Source organism: Spirosoma sordidisoli (assembly GCF_004138325.1).
Taxonomy (GTDB): Bacteria; Bacteroidota; Bacteroidia; order Cytophagales; family Spirosomataceae; genus Spirosoma; species Spirosoma sordidisoli.
This window is the reverse complement of the sequence record NZ_SBLB01000009.1, coordinates 125,983-150,572: the sequence shown is the minus strand read 5'-3', so window position 1 is coordinate 150,572 and position 24,590 is coordinate 125,983. Positions and strand designations below refer to the sequence as shown.

Annotated in this window: 13 protein-coding genes; 6 read left to right on the top strand and 7 right to left on the bottom strand. The window is 54.6% G+C overall.

The window, feature by feature from the left end; translation table 11 throughout:
- Window positions 1-41 precede the first annotated feature (41 nt).
- On the top strand, window positions 42-2,297 hold the full coding sequence (locus tag EQG79_RS26100; RefSeq protein WP_129605597.1) for an alpha-L-rhamnosidase-related protein: 2,256 nt from the start codon (window positions 42-44) through the stop codon (window positions 2,295-2,297).
- A gap of 45 nt (window positions 2,298-2,342) precedes the next feature.
- Complete coding sequence (gene kduI / locus EQG79_RS26095) at window positions 2,343-3,215, top strand: 5-dehydro-4-deoxy-D-glucuronate isomerase (protein ID WP_129605594.1); 873 nt, start codon at window positions 2,343-2,345, stop codon at window positions 3,213-3,215.
- A 66-nt stretch (window positions 3,216-3,281) separates the two neighbouring features.
- Here the strand turns inward: kduI and EQG79_RS26090 are convergent, their stop codons facing one another.
- Window positions 3,282-4,496, bottom strand: coding sequence for a tyrosine-type recombinase/integrase (locus EQG79_RS26090; protein ID WP_129605662.1), 1,215 nt, complete (start codon window positions 4,494-4,496; stop codon window positions 3,282-3,284).
- Window positions 4,497-4,972: 476 nt separating this feature from the next.
- Here EQG79_RS26090 and EQG79_RS26085 point away from each other — a divergent pair, with 476 nt between their 5' ends.
- Both EQG79_RS26085 and EQG79_RS26080 read left to right on the top strand, forming a co-directional pair.
- A complete protein-coding gene (locus EQG79_RS26085) occupies window positions 4,973-5,794 on the top strand; it encodes an alpha/beta fold hydrolase (protein WP_129605591.1) in 822 nt (273 codons plus the stop codon).
- A 383-nt stretch (window positions 5,795-6,177) separates the two neighbouring features.
- Complete coding sequence (locus EQG79_RS26080; protein ID WP_077922971.1) at window positions 6,178-7,083, top strand: NAD-dependent epimerase/dehydratase family protein; 906 nt, start codon at window positions 6,178-6,180, stop codon at window positions 7,081-7,083.
- A gap of 51 nt (window positions 7,084-7,134) precedes the next feature.
- On the opposite strand, the gene EQG79_RS26075 is transcribed toward EQG79_RS26080, so the two are convergent.
- The gene (locus tag EQG79_RS26075; RefSeq protein ID WP_129605588.1) at window positions 7,135-7,926 is read right to left on the bottom strand and encodes an SDR family NAD(P)-dependent oxidoreductase; all 792 of its coding nucleotides are present in this window, start codon (window positions 7,924-7,926) and stop codon (window positions 7,135-7,137) included.
- A 521-nt stretch (window positions 7,927-8,447) separates the two neighbouring features.
- On the opposite strand from EQG79_RS26075, the gene EQG79_RS26070 reads away from it, so the two are divergent.
- Together EQG79_RS26070 and EQG79_RS26065 are read left to right on the top strand one after the other, a co-directional pair.
- Complete coding sequence (locus EQG79_RS26070; protein ID WP_129605585.1) at window positions 8,448-9,356, top strand: DUF808 domain-containing protein; 909 nt, start codon at window positions 8,448-8,450, stop codon at window positions 9,354-9,356.
- Between the two features lie 243 nt (window positions 9,357-9,599).
- Window positions 9,600-10,145 (top strand): DUF4198 domain-containing protein, encoded by a 546-nt coding sequence (locus EQG79_RS26065; protein WP_129605582.1) that lies wholly within the window; start codon window positions 9,600-9,602, stop codon window positions 10,143-10,145.
- 279 nt (window positions 10,146-10,424) lie between these two features.
- Here EQG79_RS26065 and EQG79_RS26060 read toward each other — a convergent pair whose 3' ends face one another.
- The 5 genes from EQG79_RS26060 to EQG79_RS26040 form a co-directional block, all read right to left on the bottom strand.
- Window positions 10,425-13,442, bottom strand: coding sequence for a DPP IV N-terminal domain-containing protein (locus EQG79_RS26060; protein ID WP_240699456.1), 3,018 nt, complete (start codon window positions 13,440-13,442; stop codon window positions 10,425-10,427).
- Entirely contained in the window at window positions 13,443-16,733 is a 3,291-nt protein-coding gene (locus EQG79_RS26055) for a hypothetical protein (RefSeq protein WP_240699455.1), read from the bottom strand.
- Window positions 16,734-16,753: 20 nt separating this feature from the next.
- Window positions 16,754-18,205, bottom strand: a complete 1,452-nt coding sequence (locus EQG79_RS26050) for a SusD/RagB family nutrient-binding outer membrane lipoprotein (RefSeq protein ID WP_129605579.1) — start codon at window positions 18,203-18,205, stop codon at window positions 16,754-16,756.
- 68 nt (window positions 18,206-18,273) lie between these two features.
- Window positions 18,274-21,516, bottom strand: a complete 3,243-nt coding sequence (locus EQG79_RS26045) for a SusC/RagA family TonB-linked outer membrane protein (protein WP_077922965.1) — start codon at window positions 21,514-21,516, stop codon at window positions 18,274-18,276.
- Between the two features lie 604 nt (window positions 21,517-22,120).
- Window positions 22,121-24,526 carry a TonB-dependent receptor plug domain-containing protein gene (locus EQG79_RS26040; protein WP_129605577.1) on the bottom strand — a complete coding sequence of 802 codons (2,406 nt, stop codon included), beginning with the start codon at window positions 24,524-24,526 and terminating at the stop codon, window positions 22,121-22,123.
- Window positions 24,527-24,590 lie beyond the last annotated feature (64 nt).

The window sequence follows — 24,590 nt, the reverse complement described above, 5'->3', positions numbered from 1 at the left end:
CCGACTGTCGGCCCTGAACCGACTACCGACAGCTGTACTCAATGACTAAACTCTTCGTGTGGGGACTCTTCGTGCTAGTCGGTCAAACGACGGCGCTAGCCCAAACTCCGCCTACCGCGCTCCGCACCGACCTTCTGTTGCATACCGACCGGGTTTGGCAACAGGGTTTCCTGACGAACCTGACGCTTACGACCGCCGATTCCATTCGTTTTCCGGGTCAGTATGCGCTCATCCGTAGTGAACGTCCGGCGTTTAGCTGGGTAGTATCGTCGAGTGGCCAAACGGCCTACCAGGTGCAGGTTTCGACCACGCAGGCCGGTTCCGCCGACGTTTGGGATTCCGGCAAAGTTATAAGTCGTCAGAGTGTGGGCGTCGTATTGGGAGGAAACCCGCTCGATACCAGTCGGGTCTATTACTGGCGGGTTAAAATCTGGAATGAGCGTAATCAGGAAAGCAACTATTCAGCTCCGCGGGCGTTCCGAACAGCATCTCGCCTGGCTCCCTACGAAATACCGTACTACCCGCTCACCCGGACCGTTGACCAGCCCCGTCCGCAGCCCGCTACCACCGACCGGCGACGGTTGTACGATTTTGGAAAAGCTACCTTCGGTCAGGTCAGACTGACGGCTACGGCAGCCACCGATCAGGATTCGGTGCTGCTTCATATTGGCGAGGCCCTAACGCCCGACCGTCACGTCGATTCCAGGCCCCGCGGTACTGTTCGATACCGCCGAATCTGGCTACGATTGCAGAAAGGGACGCACGAGTACGCGGTTCAGTTTTTGTCGGACAAACGCAATACCGGACCCAAAGCCATACGCATGCCCGACTACATCGGCGAAGTGCTGCCCTTTCGCTATGTGGAGGTCGAGTTGCCGAATCCGTCCGTCCGCATCGATCAGCTGGTGCGGCACACCATCACGTACCCGTTCGATGAAACAGCAACGACATTTACGTCTTCGGACTCGACCCTCAACCAGATCTGGGATTTATGTAAGCATACCATCCGGGCTACTACGTTTACGGGCTATTACGTTGATGGTGACCGGGAACGGATTCCCTATGAGGCCGATGCGCTGATCAACCAGCTCTCTCATTACGCTACCGACGCGGAGTTTACGATGGCCAAGCGATCGCTGAACTACCTGGTCTTTCATGCCACATGGCCTACAGAATGGTCGTTGCAGAACATCCTGGTTGCCTGGTACGACTACCTCAACTCGGGTGATATCAGAACTGCACAGGCGTTGTACCCTGACCTGAAAGCCAAGCTGCTGCTGCCGCTGGCCAGGGCTGATGGATTGATCAGTACCCGAACCGGACTGCAAAACGAGGCCTTTCGGCAATCCATACATTATGATACCTTCGATGGTCGTTCTACCATTCAGGATATTGTCGACTGGCCGCAGCAGGGCGTGCTGGGGCTCGGAAAAAAAGAAGCCGGCGAAACCGACGGATTTGTGTTTCGGGATTACAATGCGGTCGTAAATGCCTTCCATTACCAGGCTTTGGGTTATATGGCGAAGCTGGCCAGCGAACTGAATAAAAAAGCCGATGCTGCTTTTTTACTTGCCCGAATGGAACAGGTGAAGCGGGCTTTCCGGCAAACGTTTGTAGAACCCAAGTCGGGTCTGATCCGCGATGGAGAAGGAACCGATCACTCGTCGCTGCACGCTAACATGATGGCGCTGGCCTTCGGGCTGGTTCCTGAAAAGCATCAACGGGCCGTGCTGCATCATATCCGATCCCGCGGGATGGCCTGCAGCGTTTATGGGTCCCAGTTTCTGATGGACGCGCTCTACAACGCCGGCGAAAGTGCCTACGCGCTGGCGCTGCTGACCGCCACCGACGAACGGAGCTGGTATAACATGATCCGGACCGGGTCTACGATGACAACCGAAGCCTGGGATACGCGGTACAAACCCAACCAGGACTGGAACCATGCCTGGGGAGCCGCACCCGCCAACATCATCGTTCGTAAGCTAATGGGAGTCGAAGCCCTGAGCCCGGCCCATGAACAGATCCAGATCAAGCCCCAGCCCGATACGTTGAAACAGGCTGAACTTCAACTTACCACCCTGCGGGGCCCGTTGGCGCTCAGTTTCCAGAACGAGTCGGATCAGTTTGATTTGCGGCTTACCTTGCCCGGAAATTGCCGGGCTGTCGTTTATTTGCCCCGTAAATCGGCAAAGGGCGAGGTCTGGCAGGATGGCAAACGGATTAAAGCCGTATCGGCCGGTAACTTCTGGAAAATCGACGATGTACCAGCTGGTGCGTATCATTGGGTCGTCAGGTAACCACTTCTTATGCCTTTCGGCGGCTTTGTGACGAAAGAAATAACTATGCAGCATACACACACACCAGAGATCGCCCCACAGACCGCATTCGAAAGCCGGTATGCCTCCTCGCCAGCTGAGGTACAGGGTATGAACACGGCGCAGCTCCGTCGGCAATTTCTTATACAGGACCTGTTCGTTCCCAACCAGTTTCGCTGGACACTCTCGTTCTTCGATCGATACCTGACGGGCGGAGTACTGCCCGTCGATGGGTCCTGCCCGCTGGTAGCACCCGAACAGCTGAAAGCTGCTTATTTTCTGGAACGCCGTGAGCTGGGCGTAATCAACGTAGGCGGGCCCGGCCGGATCATAGCCGACGGTACGATATACGACCTCGGTTATAAAGAGGCCCTTTACCTGGGCAAAGGCACCCGCGCCGTTGAGTTTTCGTCGATGGATGATCAGGCACCCGCCCGGCTTTACCTCAACTCGACGCCCGCTCACCAAACCTACCCCAGCCGAAAGATTGCCCGGGCCGATGCCAACCAGCTCAATCTGGGAAGTGTTGATACCGCCAACGAACGGACCATCAATCAGATGCTGATCAATCAGGTGTTGCCGACCTGCCAGCTACAGATGGGAATGACCGAACTGAAAACCGGGAGTGTCTGGAACACCATGCCCGCCCACGTTCATGACCGGCGGATGGAAGTGTATTTTTATTTCGAAGTGCCCGAGGGGCAGGCCGTCTGTCATTTGATGGGCGAGCCTCAGGAAACCCGGCATATCTGGGTGCATAACGAAGAGGCTGTAATCTCGCCAAACTGGTCGATCCATGCGGGCGCCGGTACATCCAATTACACCTTCATCTGGGGTATGGCCGGCGAAAACCTGGATTATGGCGACATGGATTTCTGCGCCATCAACGAACTGCGGTAAACCATCCGGCACCTGATGTATGGCAAAGCCAGCCGAGGGATGGCTGACTGGCTCTGCCGGTTGGGCTCAGTCGGGCATTTGCTGAAGGTACGTTTTCCTCGTTTTTTTCTTGGTATAGAACTGGGTGGTTTCGAGCGTTTCGTGACGCAGGTGCTGTTGCACGTGCTCAAGACTAACCCCTTCTTCGAGGAGGAGCTGACCCACGGTATGGCGCAAACTGTGGGCCGACATTCCGGTGCGTTTCAGGCCATGCTGATTCAGTTGTTTATCAACGATGTAGCGGATCTGATGGGTCTTTAAATCCTGAAAAAGGAACTCTCCGCGCTGGTCGGGCCGGATGGGCCAGCGGCCGGCTTCGGTTAGGTATTCCTGCATAATCAGCCGGCAGCCGGCGAAGAACTTGATCGCCTTTTTCGTGTTTCGGCCTTTACCCAGAATGTGTAACTGCTGCCGGTCGAAGTCCAGATCACTCAGCCGGAGTCGGGTTACTTCTACGGTGCGCAGGCCTTCCAGACCCAGCAGGGCCAGGATCGCTTTGTCGCGGGGGGAGGTTACGCCGGCCAGCAACTGCTCGCGTTCATGGGCCTCCAGACTGTCTTTATAAAACGTCCGCTCAACGGCCAGCCCCCGCACATCCTGAATATCGCGCAGGCTGTTGAGCTGGTCGGTGTTTAGTTGCAGCGGCTCCCGTTGCCGAATACACCAGACCGCCAGTTGTTTGAGAGCCGACAGGTATACATTCACCGTAAACGCCGAGTACCCATTGTCTTTCAGGTGCAGAACAAAGTCAGATACGGTTTGCCCGCTCAACGAGGCCGAGAGGCCGGATTGCTGCTGATTGTCGACGTACAAAAAAAAGGCATTCAGTGCTTTGGTGTAGGTTTCTTTCGATCGATCACCTCTCAGGTTCTTGGCTTCCCGGATGAATCGAAGAATCAGTTCGTTGGCAGCTGCGGGTAGTTTAGCGGTTTTGGGGTCGGCCATGACGGTGGGCTGACCCATCGACTGGTAAAACAACAGAAACTTCCGAATGGGCGAAACGCGGTTGGGAGGCAGATCGGCCGTATAACGGGCAAAACTCATTCCATCGATGCTAAAATCATGCTCCAGACAATACAGTAAGTACGATTTCGCGTGTCTGGGATAATTGCTGGAGGCCGGGAGGTCGGCCGCAAAATAGCGGATGATTTGACTGACCGTATACCGGGTGATTGCCTTCCCGGGCGCTGCACTGGCAGCCGCACGCACTACCCGGACTGACTTCGACGATGGATCCGTCATAACCTCTTTTACCTGCGTTGACATCTCAGAAATGACCGGACGGGTGTCGGCTTCCACAAGCGGCTTCGGAACGGCGGGACAGCTTCAGGCCAACCGCCCCGTGAGCCATACAACGCCCGTTCTGGACGAAGATACGGGTTGATTGCATACCACCGTCACAGTCCCCAGAATCCCGTCATACCGCTGACTGACGGGCCGTTCCTGATCCGGGCATCCTATGGCCCCTTGCGTTAGTTTATTTCCTTCTTACTGACTTGCAGAGCCAGTCTGTGTCGGATTCCTCACTTTGTACTGTATTCTCCGCTGTTTATACCGCTTACGTCAGCCTGGCAGCCCGTAGGTTTGCTCCTGCAATTCGGGTTGTTTTAGTTGGTCTGGCTAACAGGCTATTACGCTCTTAACCTACACTGCTGACGTAATGGGCTGTAGACGCCGACTTCTGGTTTTATTGATTATCAACTTATAACCTCAAAAACATGAGCAAGATCACTGTGAGTGACGGAACCGAGATTTTCTACAAAGATTGGGGAACCGGTCAACCTATCGTTTTTCATCACGGCTGGCCGTTATCGAGCGACGACTGGGATATCCAGATGATGTTTTTCGTCAGCCAGGGCTTTCGGGTCATTGCCCATGATCGTCGGGGGCATGGCCGATCGTCCCAAACATCCGAGGGGCATAACATGAAAACGTACGCAGCCGACGTAGCCGAGCTGGTTCAGTTTCTCGATCTGAAGGATGCCATACACATCGGTCACTCGACGGGCGGGGGCGAGGTTATCCGGTATGTGGCTCAACATGGTCAGGGGCGGGTGGCTAAGGCTGTGTTAGTCAGTGCGGTAACGCCAATTATGGTACAAACCGAGACTAACCCCGAGGGTATTCCGATGTCAGTTTTTGATGAAATCCGGGAAGGTACGGCCAACCATCGCCCGCAGTATTTTCATGATTTTACCCTGCCTTTCTACGGCTATAACCGGGAGGGGGCTACGGTATCGCAGGGCATTCGAAACAACTGGTGGCGTCAGGGCATGATGGGCAGCGTTAAAGCGCATCACGACGGCATCAGGGCGTTTTCGGAAACCGACTTCACGGAAGACCTCAAAAGCGTGGACATACCGGTGCTGGTGCTACACGGCGAAGATGATCAGATTGTTCCCTATGAGCAGACAGCCGTGAAAGCGGCTAAGCTGTTAAAGCAGGGCAAACTGATCACCTACCCAGGCTTTCCGCACGGCATGCCTACGACCGAAGCGCCTACCATCAACGCTGATATACTGGCCTTTATCAAGTCGTAGTGGGCCTGTACATCAAACAAAGCTGTCATGAGCGTCATGGCAGCTTTGTTTGTTTCCTGTTAAACGGATATCATCACCTGCACAGCTGCGAGACCGAACTTAGGCCGCGGCATGTTGCTGACCACACTTGAGGGTAAACAATTGCTGACCACGTATAGCCACAAAACTGTCAATAAGCGTCCTGCAAACTCTGTATCTGTTTGAGGCTGACCCATAAGACAATGAGCAGGTATCGGCAAGTGGTTTGCCCCGACTGCCTACTCCTCTGAAAATGGAAGTAACTTCGCTGATTTTAGCCCCAATGCAGGTTACTTTTGTTCGTGAAGTTTGTTAGTGCTACAGGCAATGTAGCCTAATTGATCAGACGTTCATATAAGAACAACATGACAGCCATGCGGATTTTTTTTACGGGGGGATCGGGAAAAGCAGGAAAACACGTAATTCCTTACCTGCTTGACCAGGGACACCGGGTAATGAATGTAGACCTGGTCCCTTTGAATCATCCGGGGGTCGACAACCTAATCGCGGATATAACCGACTCCGGGCAAATTTTCAACGCCATGAGTTCCTATGCGGGGCTCGACGAGCTAGAGCCGGGCAACGGCGTCCCCAGGTTTGATGCCGTCGTTCATTTTGCTGCCGTACCCCGAATCCTGATCAAGCCGGATAACGAAACGTTTCGGGTCAACACCATTGGCACCTATAACGTGATTGAAGCGGCTGTAAAACTCGGTATCCGGAAAATAATTATTGCTTCCTCCGAGACCACCTACGGCATATGTTTTTCAGACGGCAAAACCAATCCAGGCGTTTTGCCACTAGAAGAGGATTACGACGTCGATCCGATGGATAGTTACGGATTATCGAAGGTGGTCAACGAAAAAACGGCGCGGAGCTTCCAGCGACGGTCTGGTGTCGATATCTACGCACTTCGGATCGGGAACGTGATTGAGCCCCACGAATATGCTGAACTGTTTCCGTACTACCTGGCTAACCCTGAGGTGCGACGCCGGAATGCTTTCTGTTACATTGACGCGCGTGATCTGGGGCAGATTGTGGATTTATGTTTGCAAAAAGACAACCTGGGTTTTCAGGTGTTCAACGCAGGGAACGATCATAACGGGGCCGTTATCAGCAGCAAAGAACTGGCCGAAACCTATTTCCCGGGTGTACCGATTGTTCGGGAACTGGAGGAAAACGAAGCCTTATTTTCGAACCGAAAAATTCGGGAGGTGCTTGGTTTTAAAGAGCAGCACAACTGGCGTAAATACGTCAGGCAGAGCGACTAACGGTCAAACTGCATGTGTCGCCGTTGGTATTTCAGCGAACAGGCCATTCTTCTACTGCGCCACCCAGCCACCATCTACCGAAAAGCAGGCTCCAGTCACGTAGCTGGAGGCTGGGCTGGCCAGGAACAGCGCGATGCCACCAATCTCATGGAGCTCACCCCAGCGTCCCAGCGGAATTTTAGCGATGAAAGCCTGGTACTTCTCGGGGTCGTTCAACAGCGGGAGGTTTATCTCGGTGGCAAACGGGCCGGGTAAGATGGCGTTGACCGTGATGCCTTCTTTGGCTACTTCCATGGCTAAGGCCCGGGTCAGCTGTAAAATAGCGCCTTTGCTGGTGGCGTAGGGCGTTCGTTCGGCAAGGGCCGTTAGCGCCAGCATCGACCCCATATTGATGATGCGCCCGTAGCCGTGCTGTTTCATGATTGGCGTCACCTCGCGGCAGAACAGCCAGGTGCCGGTTACGTTGACCTCCTGCACTTTTTTAAAATCGTCCAGTGAAAGGGTCTCAATGGCCCCCCGAATGTTGATACCTGCTGAGTTGACCAGCACGTCGATCTTGCCAAACTGGTCAATCGTTTGCGCCACAGCGGCTCGTACGCTTTCTTCATTCGTTACGTCACAGGACGTGCTTAAGCACTCAATTCCGTAAAGCGATCTGAGTTTTTCAGCTGCCTGCTGGTTGGTTGCTTCGTCGCGGGCCGCAATCATAATGTTGGCTCCGGCTTCGGCCAGCGCCTGGGCCATGGCCAGACCCAGACCGCGGTTGCCTCCCGTTACCAGCGCTGTTTGACCATGAAGCCGGAAGAGGTTTAAGATGCTTTGTTGGGCAGAACGTTGTTCCATCGCTATAATTCAGGGTCAGGCTGGTTAGTCAATGCAGGTAAAGTCTGAAGGGTTGGGGCAGGGTTTCTGTTACCCATCGTCAAAGATACTCCGGCCGACTCACCCAAAGAGAACCTCGTACACGAAAACGGCAACCTTTTATCCTGGGGATCCGAAATACTGTTCAGTTCTGCTCATGTCAGCGCGGCATTACAGCTACTTGCTCTGCAGTAATGACCTGATCAACAGCCTGGAATTTGAGTAAATTCTGTGCTCAATGATGTCCGGCAAAGGATAGAGGGCGCCCTGCCAGCGAATGTTACTTGGGGGTAATAGCAATGGCTATTTCTAGTTGTTTAGATCAGGCACTCTTACTGTTATTGGTTGATAGTCAGCGTGTTTTATGGAAAGGTACGTATTTGCGCCCTATCAATTAGCTCAGCAAGTGAACGAAGCCAAATGGCGTTCGATGAAGTTTTATTCGGGGCTGTCTTAACCTTACACCGGGAGTAAAGGTTAGTATAGGCATAAACCAAACAAAAATGGCATCGGGTATTTTTGCAGTTCTGGATGATATAGCCGCCTTAATGGATGATGTTGCCCTGGCAACAAAGGTGGCAACCCGCAAGACCGCCGGTATCTTAGGCGACGATTTAGCTGTGAACGCAGAAAAAGCCACCGGCTTCCTGGCCGACCGGGAACTGCCAATACTGTGGTCGATCACGAAAGGGTCTTTAGTCAACAAGCTGATTATAGTGCCGATCGCTCTGCTGCTGAGCGCTTTTTTTCCGATTGCCATTACCGTTATTCTGTTGCTGGGCGGCTGTTACCTGGCCTACGAGGGGGCAGAGAAAATAATCCACTACTTTGGTAACCTGATTAGCAAACAACCACATCCGGTCGAGGAGGCCAAACAGGCCAGGCCAGCTCCTGATCAGGAAAAAGAAAAGGTAAAATCGGCCATCACAACTGACTTTATCCTCTCGGTCGAGATCGTCATTATTGCGCTGGGAACGGTTGCTGAAGAAGAATTATCGATCCGCATTATGACGGTGTCGGCAGTAGCGTTACTGGCTACCGTTGGCGTGTATGGTTTCGTGGCGCTGATTGTACGCATGGACGATGCGGGCTATAAGCTCATTAAAGGATCGTCGGGTAAGGGCTTATTGTTTACACTGGGTAAGGGGCTGGTTGGGGCGCTACCCATTATCATCCGGATATTGAGCGTAGTGGGTACATTAGCGCTCATCCTGGTTGCCGGCGGCATCTTCGTACATAATATCCATTACCTGCATACGCTTTTCCCAAACATGCCGGCAACCCTAAAAGAATTTGGGATTGGATTGGTGGTAGGGTTAATACTGGTGGGTCTATTCTCGATTGTCCAGTCATTTCGAGGATCCCCTAAACCAACCGCTCCGGAAAGGAAAGCTGAAAGTAACCTTCAGTAAGGCAGTAAGGACGTATTTACAGCGGGTAAAGCCCATTCGTCAATTTTACCGGGAAAAGTCGTACCCTCACCCGGGTAGCCGACAATGAACACTATCTCTGGTAGTTACTGATTTCCGTGGCCGTTTTCTGGGGGAACCAGCTTCTAGCCCCTAGCCCCGTGAGAGCTTGTTTGGGAAAGGTAGTTGTTAACTTTAGTCGGCTCGAGTGGAGGTGTTTCATACCCCTGCTATCAAGATAACTTATTGGTATTCAGATCTGAGAGCGTTTGGCTTTGGTTGGTTAGCCTCGACGGACATAAGGACAAACTACCCGTTTCGCCCGGTACCGATCATTTCTCCGCTGAATTTGTACCCGAGCAAGACGGCGTATATACGCTGGCAATCGGACACGCAGCCAAGGATCTGGGCGGCACCACCAAATACCAGTTCAACGCGACTGCAGCTGTCACGGTAGGCCAGCCCAAATCAGTTGCTGCAGCTACACCAAACGAACTCAATATCGCCGTTGGTCAACCCGGTGTCGGTTATAAAGTTGGGCAACCGGTTTCGCTGGCGGCTGTGTTCAAAACAAAACCAGCTGAAAAACTACAGATCGCGGTACACTCACCAACCGGCTGGAACCGCGCCATCCAAACCAATGCAAACGGACAGGCCGAGTTTACTCCGCTCTGGCCCGGTACCTATTACCTCGAAGGGAGCCAGAGTGAGAAAGAAGCCGGTGAGCAGGGTGGTAAGCCATACAAATCTGTTTGGCGCTGCGCTACCTACATTCTTGAGGTGTGTGACTAGTTGGCGATGAGCGACAGGATGCCTGTCTAAGGACCGGCCTGACCGACGGTAGGTCATCGGGTCTGGAGAAACCAGTTTGTACACCAGTTCTTCAGACCCGATGGTGAAATAACCTTTCTTACGTGGAAAATGGCTATTTCACCATTTATCGCAAATCATCATTTACGAGACGGTGAAATAAATGGATTGACGTTTAAAACAATTGGCCGGATCGACCCAAAAAAGAGCGCCCGCCCTCCGGCCAGGTTATATCAGGAAGATAGTCAGAGAGCAGCAGATTCAGGGGCGGGATAGTAGCTGAGCGATCGGAAGTACGTCGCCGTTCCGGATTACCTGATCCACGTTTAGTGCATCGCGGATATTACCGAGCGGGTCGCCGTCGACGATGACGAGGTCGGCCAGTTTGCCCGGCTCAACCGAACCAAGATCGTTGCTGACGCCCACCGTTTCGGCTGCCCAGAGGGTAGCGCACCGAAGGGCCTGATAGGGACTTAGCCCGGCGTCGACAAAAGACTGTAGTTCGGTATGGAGGCTGTAACCGTACGGAACAAACGGGCTATCGGTACCCGTGGTCATGTGCGCGCCGGCGTCAATCAACGCTTTAACCCCCTGTTGTAATTTGCCGAAATTGGCCAGATAGCCTGGGTTGATTTTAGCCATCTGAGCAGCTCCTGCCTGGAGGGCGTTGCTATAGTCTTCGGAATAAAACGCCTTGTATTGCCTGTTCTCGTAAAACGCCGGGTCTTTGGCCGCCATCGAGAAAAACCCACCCTGCAGGGATGCGGTCGGGGTAATGTTCATTCCTGACCTGGCAATCAGCTGGATCACATCCTGGTAGCTTTTGTTCATGGCCGTGATCTTCGGTGAGTATCCCCGACGGCTGGTTCCCCCAATGTGCTCGACCGCATCGACATCGTACCGCATGGCCGGGAATATCTCGTGGGAAGAAACCGGAATTCCGTTGGCGTGAGCAAAGGCCGTGATGCGCTGCTGCATGGCATCCGGCATACGGACGTAGGTTTTAATAAGGTCGTAGCCCAGTCGGACGGCGCGGGTAAGCTCCCGGTCCAGCTGCTCATCGGAGTTGATACTGGTTGCCGCTCCGTAATAAATGCGGGTGCCGTCGGTCAGACCACCGGTAAAAAACTGGCGCGGACCCGGTCGGATTCCGCTCGCCCACGATTCTTTACGTTCGAGCGCATCGTACGGGTCGGCGCCGGGTTCGCGAACGGAGGTGATGCCGTACGACAACCAGAGCCGCCCCATTTTTTCGCCCGTCATGGAGTGCTGGTGCGTGTGCATTTCGAACAGGCCGGGGATTACCGTCTTGGTCGATGCATCGATGAACGTACCGGGTCGATTGGCCTGATGAGGCAGTATGGCTTTGATCCGGTTGCCCTGAACAAGAATGTCAACGTTCCTGATGTAGCTGTTCGACCGACCATCAAACAGGTTACCGGCGTGGATAACAAGCTGGCCAGTAGGTATTTTAGACTGCCAGGTGAGGTCCATCGGGATCGTTTCTGTTTGTCCGGTTGCTACAGTCACCTGTTTCAACTCATCAGTGGCCAGATAGACCAGCTTTCTTGAATCGGCGGTCCAGCTGGGTACTTCGGCTTGTTCGGTCGTTAGTTGTCGGGGTTTTCCCGTGGGCGTACCGTCGGGAGCCACAGCGGTTACCCACAACAGGCCATCCAGCACATAAGCCATCTGCGTGCCATCGGGCGACCAGACCGGCCCGTTTTTACCGCGGGTTCCCAGGCTATGACCCGGCGCGGGAGAAACATACCGGTCATTTTTACCGTCGAGGGAGATGAGCAGTACCTCACTTACGCCTTCCCGATACCGGGACGAATAGGGGTGCAGAGCCGAGACGGCCAGGGTTTTACCATCGGGTGACCAGCTCACCTGACTGGGCACAAACAACGATTCGTGGATCTTACGGGTTGTAGGCACCGTAACATCGGCCGTGTAGGTCACGTCGGCCGTGTAAAGGGTGCTGCGACCCCACGCATTACGCGGATCAGCCTGGTAGAACGCTACTTTACTACCATCGGGCGACCAGGTTGGGTAATATAAATCGTCGGCCATGTCGACCAGACATCGATCGGTGCCGGTTTTCAGGTCGCGGATCCAGACATCCATCGACCCGTTTCGGTCAGACACATAGGCCAGTTTGGTCCCGTCCGGCGACCAGCTGGGCTCCACATCGATGGCTGGTCCCGACGTGAGCGCGTGGGGCTTTTTGTTCCCTTTGGTCAATAACCACAGATCGCCCAGGGCTGCAAAGGCGATCTGGTTGCCATCGGGTGAGACCGCGGGTCCTTTGATGCCCTTAACCGGCTGCGGTTTGGGCGCATCGAAGTCGTACGTTTTCCGCTTGTAGCTCGTGCGGGGAAGGGTGATGACCACCTGAAACGGAATGGGTAGGGCGGGTCCGTCGAGTTTCCGCCGTTTTAGTAAGCCATCGGCCGTGTACAGGTATTCGTTCGCAGAAAACCAGCTCAATCGAAAAGGAAAAACATCTTCTGCCGGCGCTGTCTGCAAAGCTGGTTGACCCGTTGCCAGGCTTACTTTTTCGAGTCCGCTCTGAGAACGGGTCAGCGCGTTGTAAAAGAGATGAGAGCCATCGGGTTGCCAGGCCAGACCGGCCAGTTTTCCTTTCGACGCCGAGACAAGTTTTTCGGTCCCACCGGTTGCTGATACGGTGTAGATCCCAGGCGCATCGGTCCGATCGGAGATGTAAGCAATTTGTTGACCGTCAGGCGAATAGGCCGGGTTGTAATCGTTGCCCGAATCGGTCGTAAGCTGCGTCAGTTTTCCATCGGCGAGCGTTAACTGCCATATGTCGTAATTGCCACTACGATCGGATGCGAACACGAGCCGTTTCCCATCGGGCGACCAGTGGGGCTCCCGGTCGTCATAGATACCGGACGTCAGCTGCCGGGGTTTACCGCCCGCTCGGTCAACAGTCCAGATATGATACCGACCATCCCAAAAAGCATGAAATGCAATCTGTTTCCCATCGGGCGACCAGCTCGGCTGACGGCAGTCGCCCAGCGCATCGGTCAGGGGTTTGGCGCGCCCTCCGGCGCTGGGCAGTAGCCAGATTGTGCCCTGTAAATCAATAGCGATCAGTGACTTGTCGGGCGATATATCAGCGGCCATGTTCGTTCCTTCGGTGACGTTTACCTGAATGGAGTCGGTCATAAACCACCCCGAAGGCCCGGCATAGGTCGCCATAACTCCAGACAGGAAAAAACCGGCCGTCAGCCATCGATGCAATAGGTTTTTCATTTATTTGGGATTACTGGCAATGGGCGAATATTCCTTGATCAGATCCAGCGGAGTGGCCTGTACTTTTTTGTAGTACTCAGCCCACTGTTTGCTGAAAAACTCATTTGTTTTCGCAATCGTCTCCCGGGTCAGCCCTTCTGCCTGGTCGGTCAGCTGGCTCTCCGTTTGGGTCGGTGGCGCGGTCCGGCGGCTAATATATGAACTGGCTTCCTGAATTTTCATGATGGGCGTAAGCATATATACCCGGCCAAAGCCTTGTCGTTCAGTTCGTTTCCCGACAATGCGTTCGCGAACTACCTTCAGCGAATCCTGTATTTGCGCGGTTGCTTTCCGTAGGTCATCGTATTGCGGGCCTTTCTTATCCTTTAGGCGTGATTTGATCGATTCGGTGGCTTCGGTGGCTTCCTGAATCTGACTCGTCAGCGCGCTTAGCTGGCGAATATTCTTGTTTAGCCGTTCCTGCAGGGCCCGGCGGGCCATAGCAGCTTCTTTGTTGAACGGAACCCGGGGATCGGGTAAAACCGTGACATAGGTCGAGTCGGCCGCCCCCCTGTAGGTGACTACCGCCTTGTACTTGCCGGGCATAACCGGATCGCCGGAGGGTTCGTTACCCCCGCGCCGTGGACCGGGCATACTGGGCATGGCCACAGCGGTTTCGGTCAGATTCCAGTTGATACGCTGCACACCCAGGGCCGTGTCGGGAGCCTGTTTCAGGGTGCGTACCAACCGGTTACTTTCGTCGTACAGACGCACAAAAACCGAATCTATTTTGCTGCGAGCCGCTACTGGGCCAGTGGCTGAAGCGGTCAGCGGCAGGGTAGTCGTGGGCTCGTCAGAAGCTGTGATGACGGCTGGTTTTTTCCCCTTTACGGCGGCTGTTGTCGGGGCCGGTTTGGCCGAAACGGCTTTTGGGGCAGGCTTGAGATAATACAGCAGGGTGGCGCCGGCCGGTCGGTTGGTTGCCTGGTACAGATCTTCGGCGTCTTTTCCATAGCCCTGAGGGCCTTGATAAACAGCATGATAAGCGGCCGATGGCTCGAAAGCCAGTACGGGTTTGTCGAGTAGGGAGCTGCCGGTGGCTGCCAGCTGGCGTAAGGGGCGGATGTTGTCCAGTACATAAATCGACCGACCGAACGTGCCAATGACCAGGTCGGCCTCCCGCTCCTGTATGGCCAGGTCCATCACGGGCGTTGCGGCTGGCAGGCCATTGTCCCATTGAGTCCAGGTTTGTCCGGCGTCGATGCTGACCCATAAGCCATGCTCCGTGCCCGCAAAGAGCAGACGTGGCTCGGCGGGATCCTGCAGGAAACAGAGTGCGTAGCCCTTCGCCTGCTTTTCGCTCAACAAGCGGGTCCATGTCTGCCCAAAGTCCGTTGTCCGATATATGTAGGGCGACAAATCGTTGCCCATGCGGTACAAGTTGGCAACCACAAACGCTTCCCCAGCCTTGTAGCGGGATGCCGTAATCTGGGCAACCCAGGCTTCTTTGGGCAGGCCCGGTAGGCGGCTGCTGAGGTTGGCCCATGTTTTTCCTCCATCCTGCGTGAGCTGCACGTTCCCGTCATCGGTGCCAACCCAGATAACCCCCGCCTTCAGCGGGCTGGGCGCAATGGTCAGAATGGTATTGTGGTTCTCGGCCTGGGTGGCATCGATGGTTAACCCACCGCTATCGTCCTGTTTCTGGTGCGCCGGATCGTTCAGGGTCAGGTCGGGCGAAACGGTTTCCCAGGTCATGCCTTTATCGGTTGACTTGTGGAGAAACTGACTACCCGCGTAGATCGTCTTTTTATCGACAGGATCCAGCGCAAAGCCGGTGTTCCAGTTGAATCGCAACCGGGTATTCATGTCGCTGATAATGGGTTTTACGAAAGAGGCCCCCCCGGTTTTCTTATCATACCGGATGATGTTCCCTCCCTGCGACATGGCGTACCCGTACCGGGAGTCCTCGCCATCGGGGATCACATCGAACCCATCGGCCAGAATCAACGCCTGCCAGTGGCTGTTTCGGATACCGCCCGTCTGGAAGGTGTAGGCAGGTCCGGTCCAGGAGCCGTTGTCCTGTAAACCACCGTAAATGTTGTAAGGAACTTCATTATCGACGTTTACATGATAGAACTGACCGACCGGAATGGCCTCCGGATTGGTCCAGGATTTGCCGTGGTCGCGGCTGATGGCCAGGCCGCCGTCGTTACCTTCGATAATAATATCCGGATTGGTGGGATGAATCCAGAAGGCATGATGGTCCGAATGGACCTGATCGGGAGTGGCCAGCACGGTAAACGTTTTGCCGCCATCTTCACTGACCGACAGCGGGGCACTCAGTTTATAGATACGCGTTTCGACCAGCGGATCGACGTAAATTTCATTGTAATAAAACGGCCGGTCGGTCGCTACCGTGGGGTCGTCAGTAACCAGGGTCCATTTCTCTCCCCCATCGTCGGAGCGGTACAGTCCGTTTTTTGGCGCTTCGACCAGCGCGTAGATTTTGTTGGGTGAGCTGCGGCTGATGGCTAAGCCCAGCCGACCGAAATCTCCCTTTGGCAATCCGTCGCTCTCGCCTTTTTTCTTCCAGGTTTTGCCCCCATCGTAGGTGATGAACAAGCCCGAGCCGGGCCCACCCGACGTAAAATCCCAGGGCGTCCGGCGATGCTGCCACATGGCTACGACCAGCTTGCTTGGGTTTGTAGGGTCCATGACCATTTCGGCAACACCGGACTTTTCATTGGTGTACAATACCTTCTCCCAGGACTGACCGCCGTTCGTTGTTTTATAAACGCCCCGTTCGGGATGCTCGCCGAAGGGAAAACCGATTACGCCCGCGTAGACCACGTCGGGGTTTGTCGGATCGATGATCAGGCGATGGATGTTGAACGTCTTCTCTAAACCCATTGACTTCCAGGTCAGACCACCGTCTATACTTTTGAAAATGCCCCCGCCCATGTTTACCGAATTACGCGGGTTTCCTTCACCGGTACCTACCCATATCACGTTCGGATTATTTTGCTGGATGGCAATAGACCCAATGTTCAGGGTAGGCTGATCATCGAATACGGGTTTCCAGGTCCCCCCGGCATTGGTGCTTTTCCAGACGCCCCCGGAGGCTGCTCCGACGTAGATAATGTCCGGGTTACTCACCACGGCATCGATAGCCGTAATACGCCCGCCCATGACCGCCGGGCCAACGCTTCGGGCTTTCATCTGTTTCAGGGCCGCCATAGGCACCGGCTGCGACAGCGCAACACTGAGCGGGAGCAGGGCGGTCAGGAGTATATGGGTTATCTTCTGGTTCATGATCGATTGGGTTAGGTTAATTACTTGTAGATGGCCAGCGCATCGAAGGTGCCGGGTACCGGTTTAGGGCTGTTGGGATTCGAGTTGAGCTCGTTCTGTGAGTAGATAAAACGCCAGGGAAGCTGGGAGCCGTTGTTCGGCGTGAGCTTGATACCATAGGGTTCATTACGCGTACGGCGCTCATCGTTCCAGCCGATATGCTGGCCGTAAAAAGACACATACCGCTCCTGCAGAATTTCCCGAAGCAGGGCGTTGTCGGCGCTGATGTTGTCTTTATTTTCGATGCCACCTGCGGCAAAATCGGCCGCTACGAAGGGCTCATATTTATAGTTTCCTGATGTCAGGTAGGTCGAGTTGATGTAGCCGCCGGTGTTTAGAAACGCCCGGTAGCGGTTCAGGTGGTCGAGCGCCACCGCAAACCCTTTGCCCGACCGCAACGCCATTTCGGCCAGCGTCAGCACGTTCTCCTGATATGTGACCATCGGGAAGCTGGCGTTCCGGGCAAAAAAACCGCTGGCCGTGGCCGTACTGGAGGTATTTGGCTCAATGCGCCCGGGGGTGTTGACCCCGTTCTCGAGGTAATAGAACCGGAAACGGGCGGTCTCCACCGTCTTCGCATGGCCCCGATACGCAGTGCTTGTAGGATTGAGCAAGCCCACATTATAGGCGCCAACGGCAAAGATGTCGCCCAACCGCTGGTTAGTCAGAAACGAGAAATAATGATTTTCGTTGACGCTGGTCGTGATACCGTGCGGAGCATAGAGCGAGTTGGCAAAGACGCTGATGCCATTCTGAGCGGCTGTATAGGCGGCTTCGTATTGTTTAGTGTCGGTGAGCATTCGGGCCTTCAGGGTGTAAGCTACCTGTTTCCATTTGGTAGCATCGCCCCCGAAGTGGATATCCTCAGCCCCAACGGTGCCGATACCCGCGTCCAGATCGGCAATGGCTTCATCGACAAGCGTAAGTAGTTTGGTATAGACTTCGGCCTGGGGTTGAAACTTCGGATTTGGAAACTTGATGATGTCGCCTGCTTCGTCGTAGGGAATATCGCCCCAGAGTTCGGTGCCCGTTGCCAGGGCGTTGGCCCGGAGAATTTTGGTGATACCGACCATGCGCCGGTTACCCAGTTCGCCCGCTTTCTGGATGGCAATCAGGGCGTTGGCATTGGTGGCCTGAAAGACCAGGTTCCAGTCGGCGTCGTACACCCCGGCGCTGACGTTGTAATTAAAGTAGTCTTTCCACTGTCGGTCGGCGCCGGTGGTATAGCCACTCCAGATGGTTGTTAGCCGGCTGGCCATGCCCTCCTGGGTAGCGATGTTGGCTAGTTGAGTACCGGTGAACACCAGGGAAGCTGGAGCGCTGGTGGGGTTATTGGGGTCTACGTTCAGCCCATCGACAATAGACTGGCAGGAGACAAACAGCAAAAAGAAGAACAGGCTAAACGCGGAAATGAGTTTATAGATTCGATTCATGATCGTCGGAGTTAAGATGACAGGGAGGAAAAAAGGCGCAGCCGCTGTAGGCGATCCGTTCTTTCAGCCTAGTAATTGATCTTGATGCTGAACAGCAATGATTTGGTGTTCGGGCTGTTGAAGTAATCCTGGCCCCGCGAGTTGCCCGTGCCGTTAAGTCCGGTTTCGGGGTCGATCCCCACTACATTCGTCCACAGGATGGGGTTGCGGCCGGTCAGGGTAAAGTTGATCGACTGCAATCGGGTTTTCTGGCGGAAACTGGCCGAGTTGAGCGAATAGCCGACAGAGACTTCGCGCAGGCGGGTCCAGCTGCCGTCGGAAATAAACTGCTCAACCAGCGTGCTGAACCCGCCCCCAATCGAGGTGTAGTAACTTTCGTCCAGCAGTACCGGGCCGGCACCAAAATCCTTGATAGCCCCCCGAACCGTTGTGCCGGCCGCAATGGTTTTGCCCGCGTAATTTTTGAGCGGCTGCCCCAGCGTTACGTCATACCCAACGTCCTGATGGGTACCGAAATGGTACATCACTCCGCGGGTACCGTTGTAGAAGTCGCCACCCTGCGAGGTTTCGAACAGGACGTTGAGCGATACCCCTTTGAAGGAGAGGTTGGTGCCGAAACCACCGCGCCAGTCGGGGTTAGGATCACCGAGCACCCCAAACGAAGAGGCAATCTGTGGGAATCCGTTGGCGTTGAGGACGAGGGCGCCCGCTTCGTTACGCTGGTATACGCCACCGTAGAGCGATGACATGGCGTAGCCCACCTTGGCAACGGTACTGGCCGTGCTGCTGAAACCACCCAGGGTGATATTATCCGTACCAGCAAGGTCGAGCACCCGGTTTCGGTTCCGGCTCAGGTTGGTGAACAGGTTCCAGTTGAACGAGCCGCGGCTCATAACATTGTAGTTCAGCTCCAGCTCCAGCCCCTTGTTTTCCATGGTACCGGCGTTGGTGTATTTCTGGGTGAATCCGGTCGAGCCAGCCGTGGCTACGTCGAGGAGCAGGTCTACGATTTTGTTCTGGTAATAGGTGAACCCGACCGAAAGCTTGTCGTTCATGAACCGCAGATCGGTCCCCACCTCATACTCTGTTTTCCGCTCCGGACGCAGGTTTGGATCTCCCTGCCGGTTGCTCTGGACAAAGGCCCCGTTTCCGTAGCCGGTGCCGCTAACCGGACCACCCCAGCTCCCGAACGAAGCGTTGACGAAGGTAGTCGTGTTCCGGTAGGCGTCAGGCTGCACCCCAACAGTACCGTACGAGGCCCGCAGTTTGCCAAACGACAGAAGCTTGTTGCTGCTCAGGAGAGGCAGCTTGGTAAACTGCCAGGCTACATCGGCCGAGGGATAATAGAACGTCGACTGCGATTCGCTGCCGAAGGTAGACCCGGCCTCACCCGCCAGCGAGGCATTGACAAACAATTGATCGAAGAACCCCAGGTTCAGCGACGAGTAAGCCCGGGCCGTTCGGCGGTGGGTGGTGGTGTTGTACGGTACGCGGTTGGCGGCCAGTGCGTTGGTAAAGTTGGGTGGTGCGTCGGGAATGATAAAGGTGTTCAGTGTCCCGCCCAGGCTCAGGTATTTCCGGTCGTTGATGTTAAAGCCCAGGATTAATGTGCTGGTGATGTTTTTTCCGATGTCCTTGAACACGCGGCCGATGACGTCCATGTTCATCTCCGTCTCTTTCAGCATCTGTTGTTCAAGGCTTCCCAACCCGCTGTTGACGGCTGATGAAACCGGAGAGTTGGTAAGACGCAGATCGGTATAACTATCCAGCCCGCCCCGTGCGGTAATGTCGAACCAGCTGGCCGGGGTGATCAGCAACTCGGAGCTAAGAATGAATCGATCCACCTCGGTGGTGTTGGTCATTTCGTTGATAGCCCACAATGGGTCATTGTACACCGGGTTGGCGGAAGCGCCCAGGTAATTCCGGAACGAACGCTGGCGATTCGGGATGGGGCTGGCGGTGGGTGATGCGAAATAGTTCCCCTTATAGCCGCGGTTATCGTAGTCGGGGGGTGTTCGCAGCATACCGATATAGAGCCCGGCAACGCTGTTGCTGCGCTGTACCCGATTGGAGGTAGTCCGGGCGTAGGTGGCATTGGTAGTAGCCTTAAAGATGTTGTTGAAACGCCGTTCGGTATTGAAGCGGACCGTTGTGCGCTTATAGTCGCTCTGCCCGTTCAGAATTCCCTGCTGGCGCAGGTCGCCGACGCTCAGGTAGAAGTTACCCTTGTCGTTGCCGCCACTAACGCTCAGGTTGTTATCGATGTAGGTACCCGTCCGGAACACCTGATCCCGCCGAACGTCGTTGAATGTTTCTCTGGAGTTTTTCCGGATGATCGGGTAAAAGATCTGACCGTTATCCGCTTCAAAGCGGGGTCCGTTCTGGTTGACCTCATCCGCGGCACCCGACCGGTCAGCAATCCGGTCTCCCCAGGTAAACGAACCTGTTGGGCTGTAGACCCCGCCTGCTCCCTGGCCGTAGGTGCTTTGCATGGGGTGTAACAGATTAGGCTGGTCAAACGACACGGCCGAGGTCAGCGCAATGTTCACCTTATCGGTATTAGCGCCTTTTTTGGTGGTGATTACGATAACCCCATTGGCCGCTCTGGACCCCCACAGGGCCGCTGCCGATGCCCCTTTCAGGATCTGCATGGACGCGATATCATTCGGATTAATGTCGTTCAGGCGCGACTGCTGGGAGACTCCGGCTACCCCATCGCCCAGGGTGGAGTTACTGATAGGAATACCGTCGACGATAACCAGGGGCTGGGTCGACCCCGTAATGGTATTCTGACCCCGAATCTGGATGTAGGAACCGGCGCCTGGATCACCGGCCGAACGGGTGATCTGCACACCGGCTGCTTTACCGGCCATACCGTTGATCACCCCTGTTTCGCCCGAGCGCACAATGTCTTTCGCATCTATTTTAGCGGCCGTGGCACCCAGTTTATCGGCGTTTTCCTTAAAGCCTAGGGCGCTTACCACCACCTCAGAAAGGGAGGTTTCGCCGGGAATCAGTGAAACCGATATCGTGCTTTGATTACCAATGACCACTTCGGTCGTTTTCATGCCTATGAACGAAAAAACCAGCGTTCCGGCCGCATGTTCAGTGGGGATTGAGATGGAGTAATTGCCTTCGCTGTTGGTGGATGCGCCAATGGTTGTGCCTTTAATGGCCACGTTAACCCCAGGCAATGCGCTATTATCTTCGGTAGACAGGACTCGTCCTTTCACCACCCGACTTTGCGCAAGAAGAGGACTCGATAAACACGAGATAAAAAGCAATACAAAAAGTATGAAGACTTTTTTCATCGTAGAACAGGAGTTATAAGGTTGATTCAATGAAAACTGGAAGTTCCAGGGCAGGACCATGTGGGCTGGAAAAAGCACAAACCAGCCCTGTCCAAGCCGGATAGGCTTGGTAGCGGGTGAAAAAAAACGTAACGTAAGGGCAGACCAATCCCCGACCCCAATCGGCAACGCGAGCAGGGTTTTTGTCACGAACAAACCGGGCTATCAGCTCAACAGGATCGTCGTGAGAAGGGGCAATCGTTTGTGAATCAGAGTTTTGCTTTCTTCAGTGCGGCTAGAATAAAGCAACTGTCGTAAAAGGTGAAAGACGTATTCGACTAACAGTATGTCAAATATACTGTTCCCTATAGGCTTGTCAAGTACTTTCCGTATTTAATTTGTTTTTAATGCCAAAATACTATATATTATACTATTAAATTCGGTATTAGTTAAAATATAATTCTACGATGAGGTACTTACGCAGAATATAGTATTGTACATATTGACTCAGGTTCAGGTTTTGGTGACTACACCCCTGCTCGGGGCAAGCGGTTACAGCAGAGTACCCGGAGTTTGGTTCCGTTGCTGTAATCCAAACAAACGATGGGCGGTAGCGTATCGACGGTTAGAACCTGCCTCGTAGGGAGATAATCAGGTTGCGGCCCGCAGCGGAAATACCTGAGCTGTAGGGCCGGTAGCGCTGGTCGGTGATATTTTCGAGTCCTGCATTCACCGTGAGGTAGCGGTTAAGGCTATACTGCCCTTTTAGGTTAAGCGTATACCAGGCTGGTGTATAAGGCTTACCCATCGCATCGAGGGCGTACATATAGTCTTTACCTAGTTCTTCCTGGGGTAGCTCCGCATTCGTTACCGCATCATTATATACGGCATACACTTCGAGCCGTAGTTTCCGGGTTGTATAACTCAGGCGGGTTATGCCAAACCAGGGAGCCGCGTGGCGCAGGGGACTAGTCGTGCCATCGTCCAATTCCTCGTCGCCTTTCTGATACGTAAACTGGGACGACAGGCGGAGGCCAGCCGGTAAACTGAATTCCAGCCCGGCCTGCAGGCCATAGACCCGCGCTTTGGCTGCGTTCTGGATGGCCTGTACCTGGCTAAGTTCACCGTTATAAACGATGCTGTCCCGGCCGTTCAACCTGAAATTGCGCCGAACCAGGGCATTGTCGAGCAGGGTATAGTATCCCGTGACATCTACTTTCAATAGATTGCCGATGAGCTTAGCCGCACCCACTTCTGCGTTATAGGCATATTCGGCACTGAGCGACGGGTTGGGAATAACCACGACCCCGGGCGCAGAGTCGAACACTTTGCCAATATCATCGACATTGGGCGACCGGAACCCGGTTGACAGATTGGTGCTGAGCGTCCAGGTATCCGAGGGCAGATAAACCAGTCCCAGGCTGCCCGTTAATGCGCCGTTATTCAGCCGGGCGGAGGTAAATGGAAACGGATAAAAATCGGTTTTGAACTGGGAGTTCAGCTTGAACTGGTTGTAACGCAGGCCCGATTGCAGGGTTATCCGGTCGTTCAGTTTTAGCTGGTAGGTAAGATAAGCTGCGTAGGATGCCCAGTTTGACGCCGGATACCGGGGGGCGCCGGCCACGGTGCTGTTCGCTTTGATGTTCAGGGTGCTGGCCGTTGAGACGACGTCGTTGTACACGGCTTCGAGTCCGTAAAATACCCGCTGCCGATCGGTGATGCGTTTGTCAAAATCAAGGTTGGCCGAAAGCGCCTGTACCTGCTCGCGGGTGGTTCGTTGCTGCGCGTCGTTCAGATCCCGGTCGATCCGGCTTTCTTCGAAGTACTGATGGGCCAGCCGGACGGTCAGCTGGTCATATAGTGTATTGGCCGAGGTCTGACTGACCGTCAAATTGTTCATCATCCAGGTTTGGGGGCCGTATTTCCAGTCGGCCGAGCGGGGCAAACCCCGACGATAGCGGAGTAACCGGTCGTACCGGGCATAATCGGAGGTAGTTGAGTAATGAAATCCGTAGTTGATATCCCAGCGATCCGTTGGCCGGAAGCGTATTTTCTGCATGAGGTTGATCTGCGAATACCCAGTAGGCCGTTGAACCCGCGGGTCCGAGTTAAGAACAACCCGATCTTCGCCGTTGATCCGGTCAACGTATTCGGGGCGTAAATAATCGGCTGGTCCGTGGCTGCCCATGCGTAGATCACCGTAGGTATTATGGGATACGCTGCTCAGTAAGGCCCATTTTTTCCAGCCGAGGCTAACATCGGCATGGCCCGTTTGCTCGTTGTTGGCCGACGAATACCGCAGGGCTGCCCCTCCGGAAACGGCAGGGGTGGTACCGGCACCCAGCTGGGGCGTCAGGGTGTAAAAGCTCATCACTCCGCCGATGGCGTCGCTCCCGTACATGACCGAACCGGGGCCGAATAGTACTTCGGTATTGGCAATGGCGTAGGGGTCGAGTGAGATCACGTTCTGCAGGTTACCACTGCGAAAAATGGCCGTGTTCATCCGCACACCGTCTACCGTAATCAGCAGTCGGTTCGTCGAAAACCCACGGATCATCGGACTGCCTCCGCCCTGCTGGCTTTTCTGGATAAAAACCTCTCCTGAAATACCCAGCATATCGGCCGCCGTTTGCGGATTCTGAAAGGCTACATCCCGGGCTGATATTCGGATGATGCGGGAAGGAACCTCCCGGCTCGACTGCCGCCACCGGTTGGCGGTTACCACAACCTGTTGCAACGAAACCGGCGAAGCCTGCAGGTACAGGCTCGGGCCACGTTTCGCTAACTCATCATAACTCAGCCTCAGCGTCGGATAGCCCAGGGTTCTGATCTCAATAGTAGAGGCTCCTTTGAAATCGGCCAGATCAACGCGGCCCGCGGCATCGGTAACGGCCGACATTTTACGGTCGGTGCTGGATAGCGTTACGCCCTCCAGCGGTAAGGAGTCAGCCTGATCCCGTACTATAATTGCCTGTGCCTGGCAAAAGAAGGGAGCGCTAATAAGTAAACAACGAAGTAAAGGGTTCCGCATACACTGACCGGTCTAACGAGGAAGTTGAGGAGGGAAGTAGGACTTAAACCAATAAAATTTGGCT